Origin of the sequence: Sphingomonas floccifaciens, from assembly GCF_042681125.1 — a bacterium.
GTDB classification, from domain to species: Bacteria; Pseudomonadota; Alphaproteobacteria; order Sphingomonadales; family Sphingomonadaceae; genus Sphingomonas; species Sphingomonas floccifaciens.
This window is the reverse complement of record NZ_JBHUFC010000002.1, coordinates 86513-102610: the sequence shown is the minus strand read 5'-3', so window position 1 is coordinate 102610 and position 16098 is coordinate 86513. Positions and strand designations below refer to the sequence as shown.

At 69.7% G+C, this 16098-nt stretch carries 18 protein-coding genes; 6 read left to right on the top strand and 12 right to left on the bottom strand.

Annotated features, from left to right (window positions below):
* Positions 1-23: 23 nt before the first annotated feature.
* The 4 genes from ACFSC3_RS03345 to ACFSC3_RS03330 form a co-directional block, all read right to left on the bottom strand.
* On the bottom strand, positions 24-1406 hold the full coding sequence (locus ACFSC3_RS03345; RefSeq protein ID WP_380938738.1) for an L-serine ammonia-lyase: 1383 nt from the start codon (positions 1404-1406) through the stop codon (positions 24-26).
* Positions 1407-1565: 159 nt separating this feature from the next.
* A complete protein-coding gene (locus ACFSC3_RS03340; RefSeq protein ID WP_380938736.1) occupies positions 1566-2450 on the bottom strand; it encodes a type II secretion system minor pseudopilin in 885 nt (294 codons plus the stop codon).
* Positions 2450-3022: a prepilin-type N-terminal cleavage/methylation domain-containing protein gene (locus tag ACFSC3_RS03335; protein WP_380939657.1), complete on the bottom strand. Its 573-nt coding sequence runs from the start codon at positions 3020-3022 to the stop codon at positions 2450-2452. Before ACFSC3_RS03335 ends, ACFSC3_RS03340 begins: the two co-directional genes overlap by 1 nt.
* Before the next feature lie 69 nt (positions 3023-3091).
* The gene (locus ACFSC3_RS03330; RefSeq protein ID WP_380938735.1) at positions 3092-4039 is read right to left on the bottom strand and encodes a type 1 periplasmic-binding domain-containing protein; all 948 of its coding nucleotides are present in this window, start codon (positions 4037-4039) and stop codon (positions 3092-3094) included.
* Positions 4040-4068: 29 nt separating this feature from the next.
* Between ACFSC3_RS03330 and ACFSC3_RS03325 the strand changes: the two genes are divergently transcribed.
* A complete protein-coding gene (locus ACFSC3_RS03325) occupies positions 4069-4845 on the top strand; it encodes a hypothetical protein (RefSeq protein WP_380938734.1) in 777 nt (258 codons plus the stop codon).
* Positions 4846-4981: 136 nt separating this feature from the next.
* Here ACFSC3_RS03325 and ACFSC3_RS03320 read toward each other — a convergent pair whose 3' ends face one another.
* From ACFSC3_RS03320 to gspL, 4 genes are all read right to left on the bottom strand, one after another.
* Positions 4982-6205 (bottom strand): type II secretion system F family protein, encoded by a 1224-nt coding sequence (locus ACFSC3_RS03320; protein WP_380938732.1) that lies wholly within the window; start codon positions 6203-6205, stop codon positions 4982-4984.
* Between the two features lie 128 nt (positions 6206-6333).
* Positions 6334-7815: a GspE/PulE family protein gene (locus ACFSC3_RS03315; RefSeq protein ID WP_380938730.1), complete on the bottom strand. Its 1482-nt coding sequence runs from the start codon at positions 7813-7815 to the stop codon at positions 6334-6336.
* Complete coding sequence (gene gspM, locus ACFSC3_RS03310; protein ID WP_380938728.1) at positions 7812-8306, bottom strand: type II secretion system protein GspM; 495 nt, start codon at positions 8304-8306, stop codon at positions 7812-7814. Before gspM ends, ACFSC3_RS03315 begins: the two co-directional genes overlap by 4 nt.
* The gene (gene gspL / locus ACFSC3_RS03305) at positions 8303-9433 is read right to left on the bottom strand and encodes a type II secretion system protein GspL (RefSeq protein WP_380938726.1); all 1131 of its coding nucleotides are present in this window, start codon (positions 9431-9433) and stop codon (positions 8303-8305) included. The genes gspM and gspL overlap by 4 nt, the downstream gene beginning before the upstream one ends.
* Positions 9434-9443: 10 nt before the next feature.
* On the opposite strand from gspL, the gene gspG reads away from it, so the two are divergent.
* From gspG to gspD, 5 genes are all read left to right on the top strand, one after another.
* Positions 9444-9920 (top strand): type II secretion system major pseudopilin GspG, encoded by a 477-nt coding sequence (gene gspG / locus ACFSC3_RS03300; RefSeq protein WP_380938724.1) that lies wholly within the window; start codon positions 9444-9446, stop codon positions 9918-9920.
* 263 nt (positions 9921-10183) lie between these two features.
* Positions 10184-10621 (top strand): prepilin-type N-terminal cleavage/methylation domain-containing protein, encoded by a 438-nt coding sequence (locus tag ACFSC3_RS03295; protein WP_380938722.1) that lies wholly within the window; start codon positions 10184-10186, stop codon positions 10619-10621.
* Positions 10618-11001 (top strand): type II secretion system minor pseudopilin GspI, encoded by a 384-nt coding sequence (gene gspI / locus ACFSC3_RS03290; RefSeq protein WP_380938720.1) that lies wholly within the window; start codon positions 10618-10620, stop codon positions 10999-11001. Before ACFSC3_RS03295 ends, gspI begins: the two co-directional genes overlap by 4 nt.
* Positions 10998-11822, top strand: a complete 825-nt coding sequence (locus tag ACFSC3_RS03285) for a type II secretion system protein N (RefSeq protein WP_380938718.1) — start codon at positions 10998-11000, stop codon at positions 11820-11822. The genes gspI and ACFSC3_RS03285 overlap by 4 nt, the downstream gene beginning before the upstream one ends.
* A 12-nt stretch (positions 11823-11834) precedes the next feature.
* Complete coding sequence (gene gspD, locus ACFSC3_RS03280) at positions 11835-13925, top strand: type II secretion system secretin GspD (RefSeq protein ID WP_417774576.1); 2091 nt, start codon at positions 11835-11837, stop codon at positions 13923-13925.
* On the opposite strand, the gene ACFSC3_RS03275 is transcribed toward gspD, so the two are convergent.
* The 4 genes from ACFSC3_RS03275 to ACFSC3_RS03260 all read right to left on the bottom strand — a co-directional run bounded on the left by ACFSC3_RS03275 (position 13919) and on the right by ACFSC3_RS03260 (position 15859).
* The gene (locus ACFSC3_RS03275) at positions 13919-14224 is read right to left on the bottom strand and encodes a hypothetical protein (protein WP_380938714.1); all 306 of its coding nucleotides are present in this window, start codon (positions 14222-14224) and stop codon (positions 13919-13921) included. The two genes, gspD and ACFSC3_RS03275, sit on opposite strands and share 7 nt — an antisense overlap.
* Positions 14225-14487: 263 nt before the next feature.
* Entirely contained in the window at positions 14488-14910 is a 423-nt protein-coding gene (locus ACFSC3_RS03270) for a hypothetical protein (RefSeq protein WP_380938712.1), read from the bottom strand.
* The gene (locus ACFSC3_RS03265; protein ID WP_380938710.1) at positions 14907-15365 is read right to left on the bottom strand and encodes a hypothetical protein; all 459 of its coding nucleotides are present in this window, start codon (positions 15363-15365) and stop codon (positions 14907-14909) included. Before ACFSC3_RS03265 ends, ACFSC3_RS03270 begins: the two co-directional genes overlap by 4 nt.
* Entirely contained in the window at positions 15362-15859 is a 498-nt protein-coding gene (locus ACFSC3_RS03260; protein ID WP_380938708.1) for a hypothetical protein, read from the bottom strand. Before ACFSC3_RS03260 ends, ACFSC3_RS03265 begins: the two co-directional genes overlap by 4 nt.
* Positions 15860-16098 lie beyond the last annotated feature (239 nt).

Sequence of the window (16098 nt, the reverse complement as noted above, 5' to 3'; positions counted from 1 at the left end):
GCATCGCCGCATACCCATAACGCTCAACATTCGACGACGTTCACCGCCAGCCCGCCCTGGCTGGTTTCCTTGTACTTGGAGCGCATGTCCTCGCCGGTCTGGCGCATCGTCTCGATGACGGCATCCAGGCTGACAACGTGGCTGCCATCGCCGTGGAGCGCGAGATAGGCGGCGTTGATCGCCTTGATCGCGCCCATCGTGTTACGTTCGATGCACGGGATCTGGACCAGCCCGCCGATCGGGTCGCAGGTCAGGCCAAGGTTGTGCTCCATCCCGATCTCGGCGGCATTCTCGACCTGTGCCGGCGTTCCCCCCAGCGCCGCAGCGAGTCCGGCCGCGGCCATGGAGCAGGCGACACCGACTTCCCCCTGGCACCCCATTTCGGCCGCCGAAATGGACGCGCGCTTCTTGTAGAGACTGCCGATCGCCGACGCCGTCAGCAGCAGGTCGTGCGCGCCCGCCCGCGTGGCGCCATGCACGAACGTCTCGTAATATTTGAGCACCGCCGGAATGACGCCCGCTGCGCCGTTGGTGGGCGCGGTTACCACCCTGCCCCCGCCTGCATTTTCCTCGTTCACCGCCAAGGCCCACAGGCTGACCCAGTCGAACACCGCAGACGGATCGCTGCGGGGTCCGCGGTCGGACAGCTTGTCGTGGATCGCCTTCGCGCGCCGCGGCACCTTCAGCCCGCCGGGCAGGATGCCGTCAGTGGCGATGCCGCGGCGGATGCTGGCGAGCATCGCGTCACGCACCCGATCGAGGAACCCGCTGGTTTCGCAATCGGACCGCCACGCCGCCTCGTTCGCGCGTTCCAGGTCGGCGATCGAACAGCCCTCCGCCGCCGCCAGCGCCAGCATCTGCGCACCGGATGAAAAGGGATGCGGCAGCTGGACATTGGCGCGCGACGCCTCCTCTCCTTCCGCGATGATCGCGCCGCCGCCGATCGAATAATAGCGGCGGACTTCCTCGCTGCCGTCGCCGAACCGCGCGACGAAGGTCATGCCGTTGGGATGGCTGAGCAGGAAGGCGGGGTCGAAGATCAGGTCGCTCTTCGGATCGAAGGCGATTCGATGTGTCGACGCCAGATCGAGCGAGCCGCCTTCACGAATCGCGGCGACCAAACCGGGAATCGCATCGGGATCGACCGTCTCCGGCGCGCCGCCCGACAGGCCGACCAGCACCGCGGTGTCGCTGGCGTGGCCGAGGCCGGTCAGCGCGAGGCTGCCGTGCAGCCTCGCCGTCACCGCGACCGGCGCGCGATCGACCACACTCTCGGCAAAAGCCTTCGCCGCGCGCATCGGGCCGACGGTGTGCGAACTCGACGGACCGATGCCGATGGTGAACAGCTCGACGACGCTGATCGGGCGGTCGACATTGGCGCGGACGGACAGGCTGGGTTTGGGCATGATCGCTGGAGCACACTTAATGACCGTTCGTGCTGAGCTTGTCGAAGCACCGTACTTCGTGCCGCGAGCGGCTCGCGGGCTTATCGCAGTACGGTGCTTCGACACGCTCAGCACGAACGGAGGTGAGGACGCGAACCTAGGCGATAGTTTCGTTCGTTACTATCCCGCCGCGCGATTGTCCGCCTGACCGAAGGCGGGCGCATCGGGCGGGATGCCGGCGCCCGACCAGCGCTCGACCGGCCGGACATGCCGTACGCCCTGTTCGTCGAGCGTACGCTGGATCAGCGTCACCCCCTGTTGCGCCGTGTCGCCGATCGTCGCGCGGGTGCGGACCCAGAAGGTGTTCGAACGGAACGACGCACCCGGCGGCATCGCGACATTCTCGCGCGACAGGTCCTCTAGCGTCAGATAACCGCGGCGGGTCCGCTCCTTGACCAGCCGGTCGACGACGGCGGGATCGCGGAACAGGATCGTCAGCACCTCCGGCGTCGCGGCGTTGAGATTGATCGTCGTGTCGCCCGGCAGCGCGGTGACCAGCGCCTCCAGCCGGGTGACCGCCTCGGGCGGCAGGCCCGCGAAGCGCAGCGGGCGCAGGTCGGTGAACGGGCCGTTGAGCCGCACCGCCTCCACCGCCTTCGCCGTCGTATCGCGGTCGACGCCGATGCTGGCGGCAATCTGTTCGAAGAGGATGGTCGCCGCCGCATTACCGGAGCGCAGGGCATTGACGTTAAACCGGCTTTCCGCGTCGGAAATCGCCAGGTCGAAGGTGCCGCCATCGATCTTCGCGCCATTCTCCGCCAGCGCGGCCCAGGGCTCGGCGACAGAGTCGACCTCCGGCGCTACTAAGGCGTCTCGGCGCAGCGCGGCGAGGGCGGACAGCTCACCACCCTTCACCACGGCGGCGGCGCGGGCGGCCTCGCGGACGCGCAAGGACCGGTCGAGCGCCAGTTCCTCCCGCTCGATCATCAGCAGGACCAAACCCGCCGCGATCGCGACGAACATCAGCACGTTGACCAGGATCATGCCCGAATCATCGTCGCGCATCAGCTGACGTCCTTCGCGCGAACCGGTAGTGCGACGACGCGGCGGATGGTGCCGGACGGCTGACCAGAAAACGTGACCTCAAGCTCGATCGCGCCGGGCCAGAGCTTGGGATCGCCCGCGGGCCAGCGGTCGATCCACGCCGTACCCGCGGCGAAACGCCAGCGGACGTTCGCGACGTCGCGCAACAGCGCCTGCGCGCCGCCCCCGGCATCGCGGACCAGCACGCCACGGTCGAGGGCGTAGCGGATCGTCGCCGGAACACCGCCGACACCGGGCGCCGCGCGGCGGAACGTAAGGCTGCTGCCGCCACCGACGATATCGCCGGCCGCGACCTGTTCGACGTCGCTCGACACGACCAGCATCGTCCGTTGCAGCGCAGTCAGGCGATCGAGCCGGGTTTCGGTACGCCCCTGCACCCCCAGAACGCTGTCGACCAGCGCCACCCCCGCCACCGCGATCAGCGCGAACAGCAGGAGCGAGATCATGAGTTCGATCAGGGTGAAGCCGTGGTCGCCGCACGCCTTCCGTCGTCCCCGCTCTCCCGCGTCATCCCCGCGAACGCGGAAATTCAGGGCAACAAGCGCGTCGCCCGTGGCTCTGGATCCCCGCTTTCGCGGGGATGACGAGCGGCGAATCACCCCTCACGCTCCCCGGCTGGTCGCGACGCTCCGATAGCCGTCCGATCCCGCCAGCAGGATCGCGAGGTCGCGCGAACAGCTGCCGTCGGCGCGAAAGCGGACCGGCCCGGTGACGCAGGCGAAGCTGTCGGTGCCCAGCAGACCGGCGCGGTCGAGGCGGTTGGCGTCGCGCAACGTCTTCGCCACCCGTGCCGCATCATAGGCGAGCGCGGCGATCGCGCCGGGTGATCCGCCAATCCGCGCTTCGTAATCGGCGGAAAAGCTGCCGAACGCGGCCGGATCGGGTGCGGCGATCCACGCCCCCTCCAGCGCGGCGAGGGCGGACGGGCGATTGTCGAGCGCCTGGACGGTGCCGAGCAACTGGACGCCGGTATCCTTCAGTCCGCGCGCCGCCGCCAGCACCGCATCACCGCTGCCGGGGATCAGCACCGCGTCGGGCGCGTCGCCGGCCGCCGGCAGCGGCTTGCCCGCGGTCACCGCGATCGCGCGGATGTCGAGGCCTAGGTCGCCCTGCGCCTTCACCGCCGCTTCCGACGCCGCATTGCTCCAGGCGGTTCCGTCGCCGACGACGGTCACCGACCTGACGCCGCGCGAGCGGGCATAACGCAGCACCGCCGTCGTCGTCTGGGTCGGCGTCAGGCCGAACACGAACGCGCCGGAGCCTTGCGCCGAGGCATTGTTGGTGAAGGCGATGACCGGCACCTTCCCCGCGACCGCCCCGGCCGCAGCCGACGCCTCCCAGGAGGTGAGCGGCCCGAGGATCATCGCCGCGCCACGCTTCAGCGCCTGCGTCGCGGCTGCCGACGCGCCGGTCGCGGTGCCCGCGGTGTCGAGCGCGAACATCAGCTTCGCATCGCTTTCGGCGAGCATCGCCGCGCGCTGCATGCTAAGTCCCAGTTGCGCGCGCTCGCCGGTCAATGGCAACAGCAGGGCGACGGGTCGCTTGTCCACCTTCTTGGCGGCCCACGAAGGGAAAGCCGATGACGCCGCTGATACGACGAGGCCGGATCGCAGAAGCTTCAGAGCGTCCCGACGATTCACCTTATGCCTCCGACATCGCGCGCCAAGCCGCGCGTCGCCGTCTTATCCGCTTCGGCGCGCTGGGGATAGCCGCTTACGCCGTCGCGATGATCGCGACGATCCCGGCCGGCGCCCTCGCCTCGCCTGGCCCGTGGCGTACCGGCGTCGGCGGGACGGTGTGGAACGGCGAGGTCGGGCTGGCCGGGGGCAGCGTGCTCGACTGGTCCTGGGCGCCGTTGCGTAGTCTCACTACCCTCGCCTTCGCCGCCGACTGGACCGCGAAGGGCGCGGCGACCAACCTCGGCGGGCGGGCGCTGATCGGGCCGTCGTCGACGACGGTCGACGCGATGAGTGGGTCGGCCGACGGGACGTTGCTCCAGGCGCTGCAACCCGACCTGCCGTTCGTGTGCGACATGACGATGCAGCTCGATTTCCCCAAGGTGAAGCTCGGCGGATCGGGCCAGCGGATCGAAGGCGAGTTGCTGACCGATCCGGGCAGCTGCCGGCCGAAGGCGGGCGGCGTGGCCACCCCGGTCCCTGCCCTCGTGCTGACGGCGGTCCATGTCGGCGATCGCTCGACGCTGCGGCTGGCCCCGGCGACTCAGCGGCGGCGGACGCTGATGACGATCCAGCTGAGTGGCGACGGCGCGGTCGAGTTGCAGGTGACGCCGGAGGGTGCCGCGGTGCTGCCGTTCGTCGGCCTGCCGCCGGGGGGGAGCATCAAGGGGCAGATTTAAATCCTCCCCGGCACGGGGAGGGGGACCGCGACGCGCAATGGCGCGGTGGAGGGGCGGCCCGTTAGGGCATCGCTTGCGGAGAGCCCCCCCCACCAGCCTGCGGCTGGTCCCCCTCCCCGTGCCGGGGAGGATCTATCTACAACGTCACGAGATTATTGAGGTTGATGATCGGCAGCAGGATTGCCAGCACCATCATCAGCACCATCCCGCCCATCATCAGCAGCACCATCGGCTCGACGAGCGCGACCAGGGTCGCCGCCAGCGCGTCGAGTTCGCGGTCGAGTTCGCTCGAGGCGCGACCCAGCGCCGGGGCGAGCTTGCCCGAGCTTTCGCCGCTGGCGACGAGCGCGGTTAGCATGGAGGGGAAGACCGCCGCTTCCGTCATCGCGGCGCGCAAGGAAAGCCCCTCGCGCACGCGCGCCGCGACGATCAGGGCGCGTTCGCGGACGTGGCGGTTGGGGGTCACCGCGGCGGCGGCCTGAAGCGCCTCGACCAGCGGCACCGCGCTTTCCACAAGCGTCGCAAGGCTGCCGGCGAAGCGCGCCGCATTGTGCTGGCGACTGAACCGCTTGAACGGGCGGCGCTCGGCGAAGACGCGGTCGAGCTTCAGGCGATTCGCCGGGTCGCGCAGCCAGCGACCGCCGACCAGCCCGGCGGCGAGGATCGCGATCAGGACCACCAGACCCCAGTTCTGCAGGAATGCGGAGATCGCGATCAGCGCGCGGGTCAGAAACGGCAGCTCCGCGCCGCGCGACACGAACACGCGGACGATGTCGGGGACGACATAGATCATCAGCAGGACAATGATGCCGATCGACACGGTCGCCAGCAGTGCCGGATAGAGCAGCGCCAGTTGCAGCTTCTGCGCATTCGCCTGCCGTGTCTCGACGAACTGCGCGAGGTGGTTGAGGACGTGGGTCAGCCGTCCGCTGTTCTCCCCCGCCGCGACCGATGCGCGGTAGAATTCGGGGAAGGCCTTGGGGTGATTGGCGAGGCTCGCGGCGAAGCTGCGGCCATCGAGGATGCTGCCGCGGACGTCGAGGAGCAGGGCGCTGACCTGCTTCGCCTCGGACTGCTGTGCGACGAGGCGCAACGCTTCCTCGACCGGGATTTCGGAGCCGATCAGCGTCGCGAGCTGGCGGGTCAGCGTCGCCAGCTGCTTGGACGACACGCCGCGGCGGAACGACGGCAGCGTGATCGCACCGGCCCTTTGCGGCCTGGCGCCAGCGGGTTCGACCGCGAGCGGGAGCAGCGACCGCTCGCGCAGCATCGCGCGGGCGGCGGGGGCGGACGAGGCTTCGATGACGCCCTTCTTGGTCGCACCGGTGCGGTCGGCCGCGCGGTAGGCATAGGCGGGCATGGCTCAATCCTCCCCTGCAAGGGGAGGTGGCAGGCCGCAGGCCTGACGGAGGGGTATCGCGCTATCGAGAGGGTGACACCCCTCCGTCATCGCTGCGCGATGCCACCTCCCCTTGCAGGGGAGGACCATCACACGCCCTTGTCCCGCGTCACGCGCGCGACTTCCTCGACGGTGGTCACGCCCGACTTCACCTTCGCCACGCCATCGTCCAGCAGCGACGGATTCTTCGCCCGCGCCGCCTTCTCCAGCGCCGCTTCGGACACGCCGTCGTGGATCATCGCCTGAAGCTCGGCATCGACCGCGATCACTTCGTACAGACCGTCGCGCCCACGATAGCCGTCGCCGTGGCACGCCTCGCAGCCGACCGCGCGGTAGACCGGGTCGCCCGCGACCAGCCCACCGCCGAGCAACGCCGCGTCGGCGTCGGTCGCGATATCCTGCTGCCGGCAATCGGGGCACAGCCGCCGGACCAGCCGCTGCGCCGCCAGTCCCACGAGCATCGGCGCGAGCAGATAGCGCTCGACCCCCATATCGAGCAGGCGGGTGACCGACCCGACCGCGCTGTTGGTGTGAAGCGTCGACAGCACGAAATGCCCGGTCATCGCCGACCGCACCGCGACTTCGGCGGTTTCCTGATCGCGGATCTCGCCGACCATGATGACGTCGGGGTCTTGGCGCAGGATGGCGCGAAGCCCCCGGGCGAAGGTCATGTCGGTACGCGGATTGACCTGGGTCTGGGCAACGCCGGCGAGTTCATACTCGATCGGATCCTCGACCGTCATGACGTTGCGCTTGCGGTCGTTGAGGCGGCTGAGCGCGGCGTAAAGCGTCGTCGTCTTGCCCGAACCCGTAGGCCCGGTGACGAGCAACATGCCGTGCGGGCGGTCGAGCAGGCGGCGGAAGGTCTCGACGTCGCGCCCGCTCATGCCGAGCCCGGCAAGGTCGAGCCGCAGCGACCCCTTTTCCAGCAGACGCATGACGACGCGTTCGCCATGCTGGGTCGGGATAGTCGACACACGCGCGTCGACGTCATGCCCGCCGATGCGCAGCGTGACGCGACCGTCCTGCGGCACGCGCTTCTCGGCGATATCGAGCTTCGCCATGACCTTGATGCGGCTGACGAGCAGAGGCGCGAGCGCGCGTTGCGGCTCCACCACGTCGCGCAGCACCCCATCGATGCGGAAGCGGACGACGAGGCGCTTTTCGGTCGTCTCGACATGGACGTCGGACGCCCCCTCCTTCACCGCTTCCAGCAGGATCGCGTTGATGAGACGAATGACGGGCGAATCATCGTTCGAATCGAGCAGGTCGTCGACCGGACCGACCGAATCGGCGAGCGCGGCCAGATCGGTCGCGTCCATCTCAAACTCGGCGGCTTGCGCGGCACCCTGGCCGTAGGTCGCGCTGAGGGCGGCGTCAAAAGCCTCGTCGCTGACGCCGGTGAAGATCAGCGTCGGATGAAGCCGCTGCACCTCCAGCAGCGCATCGAGCGCGGCGTCGGCACGGTGCAGGCACTCGGTCCCGCGCAGCAGCACCCCGCCGCGGCGCGCGAAGCCATAGGGGAGGAGCGCAGGCGGCGCGCTCGTCTCGACGATCAGCGTGTCGGTCATCCGCGATACTCGATCTGGGCGAAGACGCGACCAGGCGTCGGGCGCTTCTGAAGGTCGACGCGGGTCGCGGCCAGCGTCGAGGTGCGCGCGACATCGGCCATCCAGTTGACCACCGCATCATAGGGCGCGTCCGCCACGGTCGCGCGAATTCCGCCAGGCATCGCCTCGACCTGCACCTGCACCCCGTAGGCCGCGGCCGACTGGGTCACGATATCCGCCGCACTGCCGCTACGCTGCTGGGGTGCCGCCGCCTGCGGGCCGAGTGCGGGCGCGGCATTCACGCGGGCGATCAGTGTTTCATAGGTGCGGATGTCGGCAAAGGACTCCGCCCGACTCGCCTGGATCGGCTTGACCACGCCGTAGATCAGGATCGCCAGCAGGATCAGCGTGCCGAGCGTACCGACCATCACCCGCTCGCGCGGGGTCAGGTCGCTCCACCAGACGCGAATGCGCTCGACGGTCGGATGCTCGATGATGCGGACGATCTTCATGCCAGCGGACTCGTGATGCGGACGCCGCCGTCGATCGGAACGACCGATGCCGTTACGCCGCCATTTGACAGCGCGGTGCGGACGCGACCGGCGAAGGCGGGATCGCTACTGTCGAGATCGACGATCAGTGATCCGCCCGCCATCCGCATGCTGCGCACCGACAGCCTGGCGCCCAGCGGTGCGAGCGCCCCCGACAGGCGCGTGGCGGCGGGCAGGAACGGGTTGGCCCCGCCCCCGGCGGCCGGACTCGGCAACAGGTCGGCGACCGCGACCGCCAGCCCGTCCTGCGGCAAGCTCGTCCCCGGCGCGCGGCTGGCGACGAGCGCACGGGTCTCTGCCGCTCGCGCATCGGCGATCCCGCGCAACGCCAGCGTATCGATCGCGGCGATCACCACATGCGCCAGCAGGCCGAACACGGCGACCGTCGCGATCCGCCGCCAGAAGGACGGCAGGCCGGTGCGACGCGCGGCATAGATACCCTGGCGCAGGTCGAGTGGCGGCGCGAGCAGGCGGCGGGCGAGCGAATCGAGCGGCAGCGCGTCGGCGGTGTCGCTCATGTCGGCGGGGAGCGCCGTCCCGTACGCGATCGTACGCGGGCGCCCCGCCGCCTCCCACGCCGTCCGCAACAGCGGCGCCGGAATGGCGAAGCCGGTCCCATCGCCGGCGCGAACCAGCGCGCGCGTTTCGCCCAGTTCCACCGCCCATTCGCCCGCCGCCGGCACAGGCAGCGCTAGCGCATCGGGGACGAGGGCGGCATGATCCAGCCCCTCGACCGCGAGCCGGGCGACCCACTCGGCCATCCGATCATGCCGGACGACGCCCACCAGGTAGCGCCGCGGGGAAAGTTCGACACCAAGCGCCAGATGGACGCTGTCGATCGGCTCGGCGATCAGTTCCTCGACCGCGAAGGGCAGCGCCACGACCCGCTTCGCCCGCGTCGGCAGCGGAAGATCGACCGCGATAAGCCGCACCGCCTCACTGGGAACGAGCACGGTCGCCGGCCCGTCGCCGTCCGATGCGACCAGCGCCTCGCCGGTCAGCGACCACACGCCGGCCGGCCCGCCCGGATCGAGACTGGCGCGCGGGGCCGCTTCGGCTGTAACAAGGGTGTCACGCGTGGTAATCATGGGCGAGCGAATGCGCATTCAATTCCGAAAGTTTCGTGACACCGTGGCAGCGTGCGGCCGTGCCCGCAAGCGTGCGAACGACGAAGGCCTCACTCTGGTCGAGATGATCGTGGTGCTGGCGATCATCGCACTGGTGGCCGCGCTGATCGTTCCCAACGTCATCGGCCGCCCCGACCAGGCGCGCGTGACGACCGCCAACACCGACCTGAAGACGATCGGCGCGGCGCTCAAGATGTACCGGCTCGACAACGGCGACTATCCGACGACGGCGCAGGGGTTGAAGGCGCTGGTGCAGAAGCCGACCACGCCGCCGGTGCCGTCGAACTTCCCGGCGGAGGCCTATCTGCCGCAGATGCCGGTCGACCCGTGGGGCAACCCCTATGTCTATGCCGCGCCCGCCCCCGGCGGCTTCGCGCTGAAGTCGCTGGGCAAGGACGGCCAGGAAGGCGGCGAAGGGCTGGACGCGGATATCGTGGCCGGTCGGTGAGGTTCGCAACACCCTCCGTTCGGGCTGAGCCTGTCGAAGCCCTGCCCTTCTTTTTCGGGCGACGTCGCCCGCGGAACGAAGCGCAGCCCTTCGACAAGCTCAGGGCGAACGGGGTTCCTAAGTCCTCCCCGGCACGGGGAGGGGGACCATGCGAAGCATGGTGGAGGGGGGGCTCCGCACGCGACTCGGCTGCGGCCCGCCCCCTCCACCACTCGCTTCGCGGGCGGTCCCCCTCCCCGTGCCGGGGTGGATCGGATCTGGGCATGACGCTCGTCGAGATGCTGATCGTCCTTGCGATCATCGGTATCGCGTCAGGCGGCGTCGCTTTGGCGATCGGGTCGGCGACGCGGGCGCCTTCGGTCGAGTCGGAGGCGCGGCGGTTCGCGACGCGGCTGGAGGCGGCGGGGGACGATGCGATGCTGGGCGACCGGATGATCGCGCTGACCGTCGATGACAGCGGGTACAGCTTCACCAAGGTCGCCTCGGACGGCGTGATTCCGAAAGGCACGCCCAAGCTCGATCATCACACCCTGCCCGGCGGCGTCGCGATGACGCTCGACCAGGCGCCGCCGCTGCTGCTGGGGCTCGACGGCCTGTCGAAGCCGCTGACCGCGACGCTGACCAGCGGCAGTCAGGTGTGGGTCGTCCGCTACGACGGCCTCACCTCCACCGTCACCCGCGCGGAGGGGCGCCCGACATGATCGCGGCGGAAGGACACGACGACGGCTTTTCGCTGATCGAGGCGCTGGTCGCGCTCGCCGTGCTGGCGATCGCGACGGTCGGATTGGTCGGCGCGGTCGAGCAGCATATCGATTCGACCCGTGCGATGGAGCAGCGATCGGCCGCAATGTGGGTGGCGGAGAATCGCCTGACCGAAATGAACGCCGGCATCCCCTCCCCCGATCGGGTGACGATGCTCGACACCAACTGGCGCGTCCGCAGCACCGAGCGCGCGACCGGCGACCCGGCGATCGCGCGCGTGCGGATCGACGTGTTCGCCGAAGGTGCGAAATCGCCGACCGCATCGCTCGACGGATTTCTCGACATAGGCGAGCCGGTGTCGCAAGAGGGGCAGCGATGATCCTCCGCCGGTTCGACCTCACGCCCTATCGCCAGCGAATCGTGCTCGACGTGTTCACCGGCGCCGTCGTCGTGTCGGTGGCGTTCGCGCTTGCCGGGCTGACCTGGCGACTGGCGGGCCATGCCGATGTCGGCGCGATCACCGTGCCGCCGGTCCGCACCGCCGCCCCCGTCCCCGATCTGGCGCCGACGCTGGCGCTCGCACCCTTCGGCCGCGCCGGGGTGAGCGCCGATGGCGCGACGCCGACGACGCTGCCGCTGGTGCTGAAGGGCATCGTCTTCGCACGGCCGGCCGAACTGTCGATCGCCTATATCCAGTCGGGCAGCGAAGCGATGAAGCCGTTCAAGGTCGGTGAAGTCGTCGGCGGCGCGACGATCGCGGCGATTCAGATCAACCGCGTCATCGTCACCAACGGCGGCCGCAGCGAATTTCTGGCCTTCCCCGACGCCTTCGCAAAGCCTGGCGCGGCGGGGGCGACGTCGGGCGCAGCACCCTCCACCGTATCGATCCCGACCACGCCGCCGCCGGTCGGCAACCCTGTTGCGACATCGACCCCGGCGCCTGCGACCCCGGCCCTTCCTAGCGCGGAAACGGTGCTGCAACGCATGAACGCGACGCCGACCGACGGCGGCTACCGCGTCGGGGCCGGCGCGCCGACCGGCATGCAGCAGGGCGATGTTGTCAACCGGATCAACGGCATCGCGATCACGTCGCAGGATGCGGTCCGCGCCGCCATCGGCAACGCGCAAATGAATGGCGTCGCCGAAATGCAGTTCACGAGAAACGGTCGTCAGATGACGGTCACCGTCCCGTTCCGCTAGGGTCTTGAGAATATGTCCGTGATTCGACCCATCCGTCTGTCGATGCTCGCCCTGGCGCTGGCCGGCACCGCGCTGTCCGCACAACAAGCGCCCGCGCCCAGCGACATCGTCGTCAACATGCGCGGCGTGGAAATCGCCGACGTCGCCGAACAGATCAGCCGACTGACCGGGCGCACGCTGATCCTCGACCCCGCGGTCAAGGGCGCGGTGACCGTGACTTCTGCCGAGCCGCTCAGCGCGGCGGGCGTGTGGGACCTGTTCCAGTCGGTGCTGCGCGCCAACGGCTTTGCCGCGGTTCGCTCCGGCCGGGCGTGGCGCATCGTGCCGCAGGCCAACGCGATCCGCGACGGCGGCGTCCCCAGCCGCGGCGCCAGCGGGCAGGAATTGATCACGCGGATGATCCGCCTGTCGAACGTGCCGTCGGCTGACGCGGCGCGGATCGTCCGGCCGCTGGTCGCCAATTTCGGCTCGGTCGAGCCGCTGACCCAGCCCAACGCGATCGTCGTCACCGATTACGCCGACAACGTCCGCCGGATCGAGGGACTGGCGCGCAGCCTGGACGGCGGCGGCGGATCGACCTTCACCACCATCGTGCTCAAGAACGGCAACGCCGCCGACATCGCCGCCTCGATCCAGAGCGTGATGGGCGAAGGCGGCGCACGCGTGGCGGGCGACCCGCGATCGAACTCGATCATCGTGCGTGGTACGCCGGCCAGCGTGGCGGAGGCCCGGCGGATGGCACAGGCGCTCGACGCGCCGGGCGGCGCGACACCGACGACGCGCGTCTTCCGCCTGGCCTATGCCGATGCGGAGGCGGTGACCGACGTGTTGCGCGGCATTCTGGGGCAGGAAGCGGATGCGACCAATCCCGTCGCGCGGAGCCTCGCCGGTCGCAGCACCTCCAGCGTCAGCCCGACGAATCCGACCAGCGCGCTCGGCGGGCTGATCGCCAACAACGCGGCGACCGCAGGGACGCTGTCGGGCAACCTCTCCGGCGCGGGCGCCGGGTCGGGCCTTGGCACCGGCGCCGGGGCGGCCGGCGGCGGGACGGCGACGCTCGGCCGGTCGGGCCAGCCCGCAGTCACGCCGCAGGGCTTTGCGACCGCCGAGATGACGGTGCAGCCCGCCCCCGACATCAACGCCATCGTCGTGCGCGGCACGCCGACCGCGATCGCCAGTATCGAGCGGCTGATCCCCGAACTCGACGTCCGCCGCCCACAGGTGCTGATCGAGGCGGCGATCGCCGAGATCACCGGCGAGAATGCCGAAGCGCTGGCCATCCAGATCGGCGCGGCGGGTGCGGCGCTGACGCAGGTTCAGGGCGGCGGCACGTCGTTCGGCGCGGTCACCGGCATCACCCCGATCGGCGCGATCCTCGGCAGCGTGCTCGCCCTCCCCGCCGGTGCGCTGCTTGGTGAGGGGCTGTCGGCCAATGTCGGCATCGGCAACGACTTCTCGATGCTGGTCCGCGCGCTCAGCACATCGACCAAGGCGAACCTGCTGTCGACGCCGCAGCTGACGACGCTCGACAACAAGATGGGCGAATTCGTCGCGGCGCAGAACGTGCCGTTCGTGACGGGCTCGATCCTGACCGGCAACGGCACTGCCAACCCCTATCAGACGGTCGAGCGCAAGGACGTCGGCCTGACGCTGCGCGTGCTGCCGCGGATCAACGCCGGCGACACGATCCGGCTGGAGATCGCGGGCGAAGCGTCGTCGCTGGTCAGTGCGACCTCGGCGGAAAACCTCATCACCAACCGCCGCGCGATCAACACGACGGTGCTGGCCGACAACGGCCAGACGATCGTGCTTGGCGGCCTGATCACCGATGATCGCCAGCAGGTGAAGAGTCAGGTTCCGGTGCTGGGCGACATTCCGGTGCTGGGCGAGCTGTTCAAGGCGCGCCGCGAGGGCCGGACGAAGCGGACGCTGTTCATCTTCCTCAAGCCCACCATCCTGCGCGACGGCGCCGACGCGCGCACGGCGACGGATGCGAAATACGCCCGCCTGCGCGGCGACGAAGCGACTCTGCGGCGTGGCGGGAGCCTGCTGCTCAACCCACCGGGGCCGCGGCTGACGCTGGAGATTGATGGAATTTACTGACGCGGGTGCTCTATTGTCGAGGATCGTTCGCTGCGCTTGAACGGGCGCGTCTTTGCGGGGTCGTGAAAGCGCGGTTTCAGCGGCGACAGATAGGACTGCGACCATTCGCTTCGGAGAACGAACCAACCAAAAAGAGTGATCGCACAGCAGAACACATAACCGACGACGTACATTGCGAAAGCGCCCGGGCTGTCTTCAAGGGTTATTATCCCGAACCGCCGCAAGGTGACCTGACCATCCAGAAGGTCAATGCCGCCCCCTATCACGGCGACCGTGAAAAACACGGCTTCGAAAAACATCGGCCAAGGGCGGTCACGAAGCCGTATCTTCAGTCTCCGTTTCATGTGGCCACTGTCCAACGCCGAAAACTAAGACCGGGTTAACGCTGCAGATCTCACCGGGTCGACCGGAGTACGATCACTAGTGCCGGTTTCGATCAGCTTTGTTCAACCGTTCGTGCTGAGCGAAGTCGAAGCACCTGGTGGAGGGCTGCCCTTCGACTTCGCTCAGGGCGAACGGGAGTGATCAAAGCTGATCGCTTCAGGCTCTAGACGTCGCACCGTCACTCCCCCGCCGGCAACGGCACGCGCGCTTTCTGTCCTCCGCGCGTGAAGTACGCCGCGTCGATCGCGAGTGACTCCAGCACCCAGCCATCGACGCTTTCGCCCACCGCGATGGTACGAGTACGGCCGTCGGTGGTGCGGACCAGGGCGACGGCGTCGGCGCCGATACGGCCGACGATGCCGGCGAGTTCAGGGGCACCTTCGGGGGCGGGCGCGTCGTCGGCGGCTGCGCCCTGCCCGCCGCTGCCGAACAGGTCGCGGGTATAGACGGTCGTCCCGGCCGCGGCCGGGCGGGCGGCCAGCAGGGGCTGTGCGGGCGGTATGGCGGGCACCGGTTCGCGGCCGATGCCGAGCAACAGTGCAGGCGTGGCGATGGCGATCAGCGCCGCCCCGACGACGGCGGCGCGTTCGGTGCGGGTCATTGCCACGGGCTCACGACCTCTCCCGACAGGGTGACGGTACGACCGCTGGCCGTCATCTGCCACGTCGCGAAGCGGGCGAGCGGGCGGGTGCGTTCCAGCGTGTCGGCGAAGCCCACCACGGCGTCCTCGCTGCCCGAAACCGTCAGGCGAACGCGGGAAAGGCCGGCGGAGGGCGCGGGCGTCGCCGATTCCACCAGCAGGCCGGCTTTGGTCGCGGCGGCGCGGATGCGGGCGGCGAGGCGGTCGGCGGCGGCGCCGGCGTCGCGCGCGGGCGTCCCATCGCCGTCGATAACGATCGCGCGCGACGGGCTGGGATCGGCCGCGACCTGGGCGAGCGTCGCACGCTCGGTCCGGGCCGTGCGCAAGTCGCGCAGCGCGTCGGTAGCGGGAATCGCCAGCAGCGCGGCAACGGCCAGGCCGGCGGCAGTGCCGAGTGCGAGCGGAGAGAGCTTCACTTCGGCTCCTCCAGCGCGACCAGCATCGCGCCATCACCGCGGCGCTGGCCGGTGTCGCGCAGGCGGGTGGTCTGGGGGGCTCGGCGCAGCGCCGCGCGAAGGCGATCGGGGTCGGGTGAAGCGACCTCCACCGTCAGGCGGCGGTCGGGGGTGCGCCCGGCCTTGGTCAGCGTTGCGCCGGTCGGGAGTGCGTCGGCCAGGCCGTCGAGCGTCCCGGCGACTCCTGGCATATCGAGGATCGCGCCCAGTTGGCGCCGGGCGTCGCGGGTCGCCGCGATCGTGTCGAGGCGTGGCCGAGCGGTGCGCTCGACCGCGGCGATGTCGCGGCGGACGCGGGTTTCGGTCCAGCGGGCGCCGGCGCAGGTGACGGCGGGCGCGGCGGCGAGGAGGATGGCGACGGCAATGCCCGCGCGGCGGTCATGGCCGGTGTCGATGCCGGCGAGCGCGGTGCGCAGGCGGTGGGCGAGGCTGGGGGTGGTGCGCTCGGGCGGCATGGTGGGGGCTTTAGCGGGGAAGTAGGCGCCAATTAAAGCCCTCTCCCCGTTCGGGGAGTTTCAGGTAAACCGTCCCCCGGACGGTTTAGGATCGTCCGGGGGACGATCCGACCTGAAACTGGTTGGGAGAGGGGCAGTGCCGCGGACAGCGGTCTCGGTGAAACACCTCCCCTCTCCCAAACCCTCTCCCCGCGAGGGGAGAGGGCTTAAAGCAGGTACGTCATCGAACCGTAACGGCT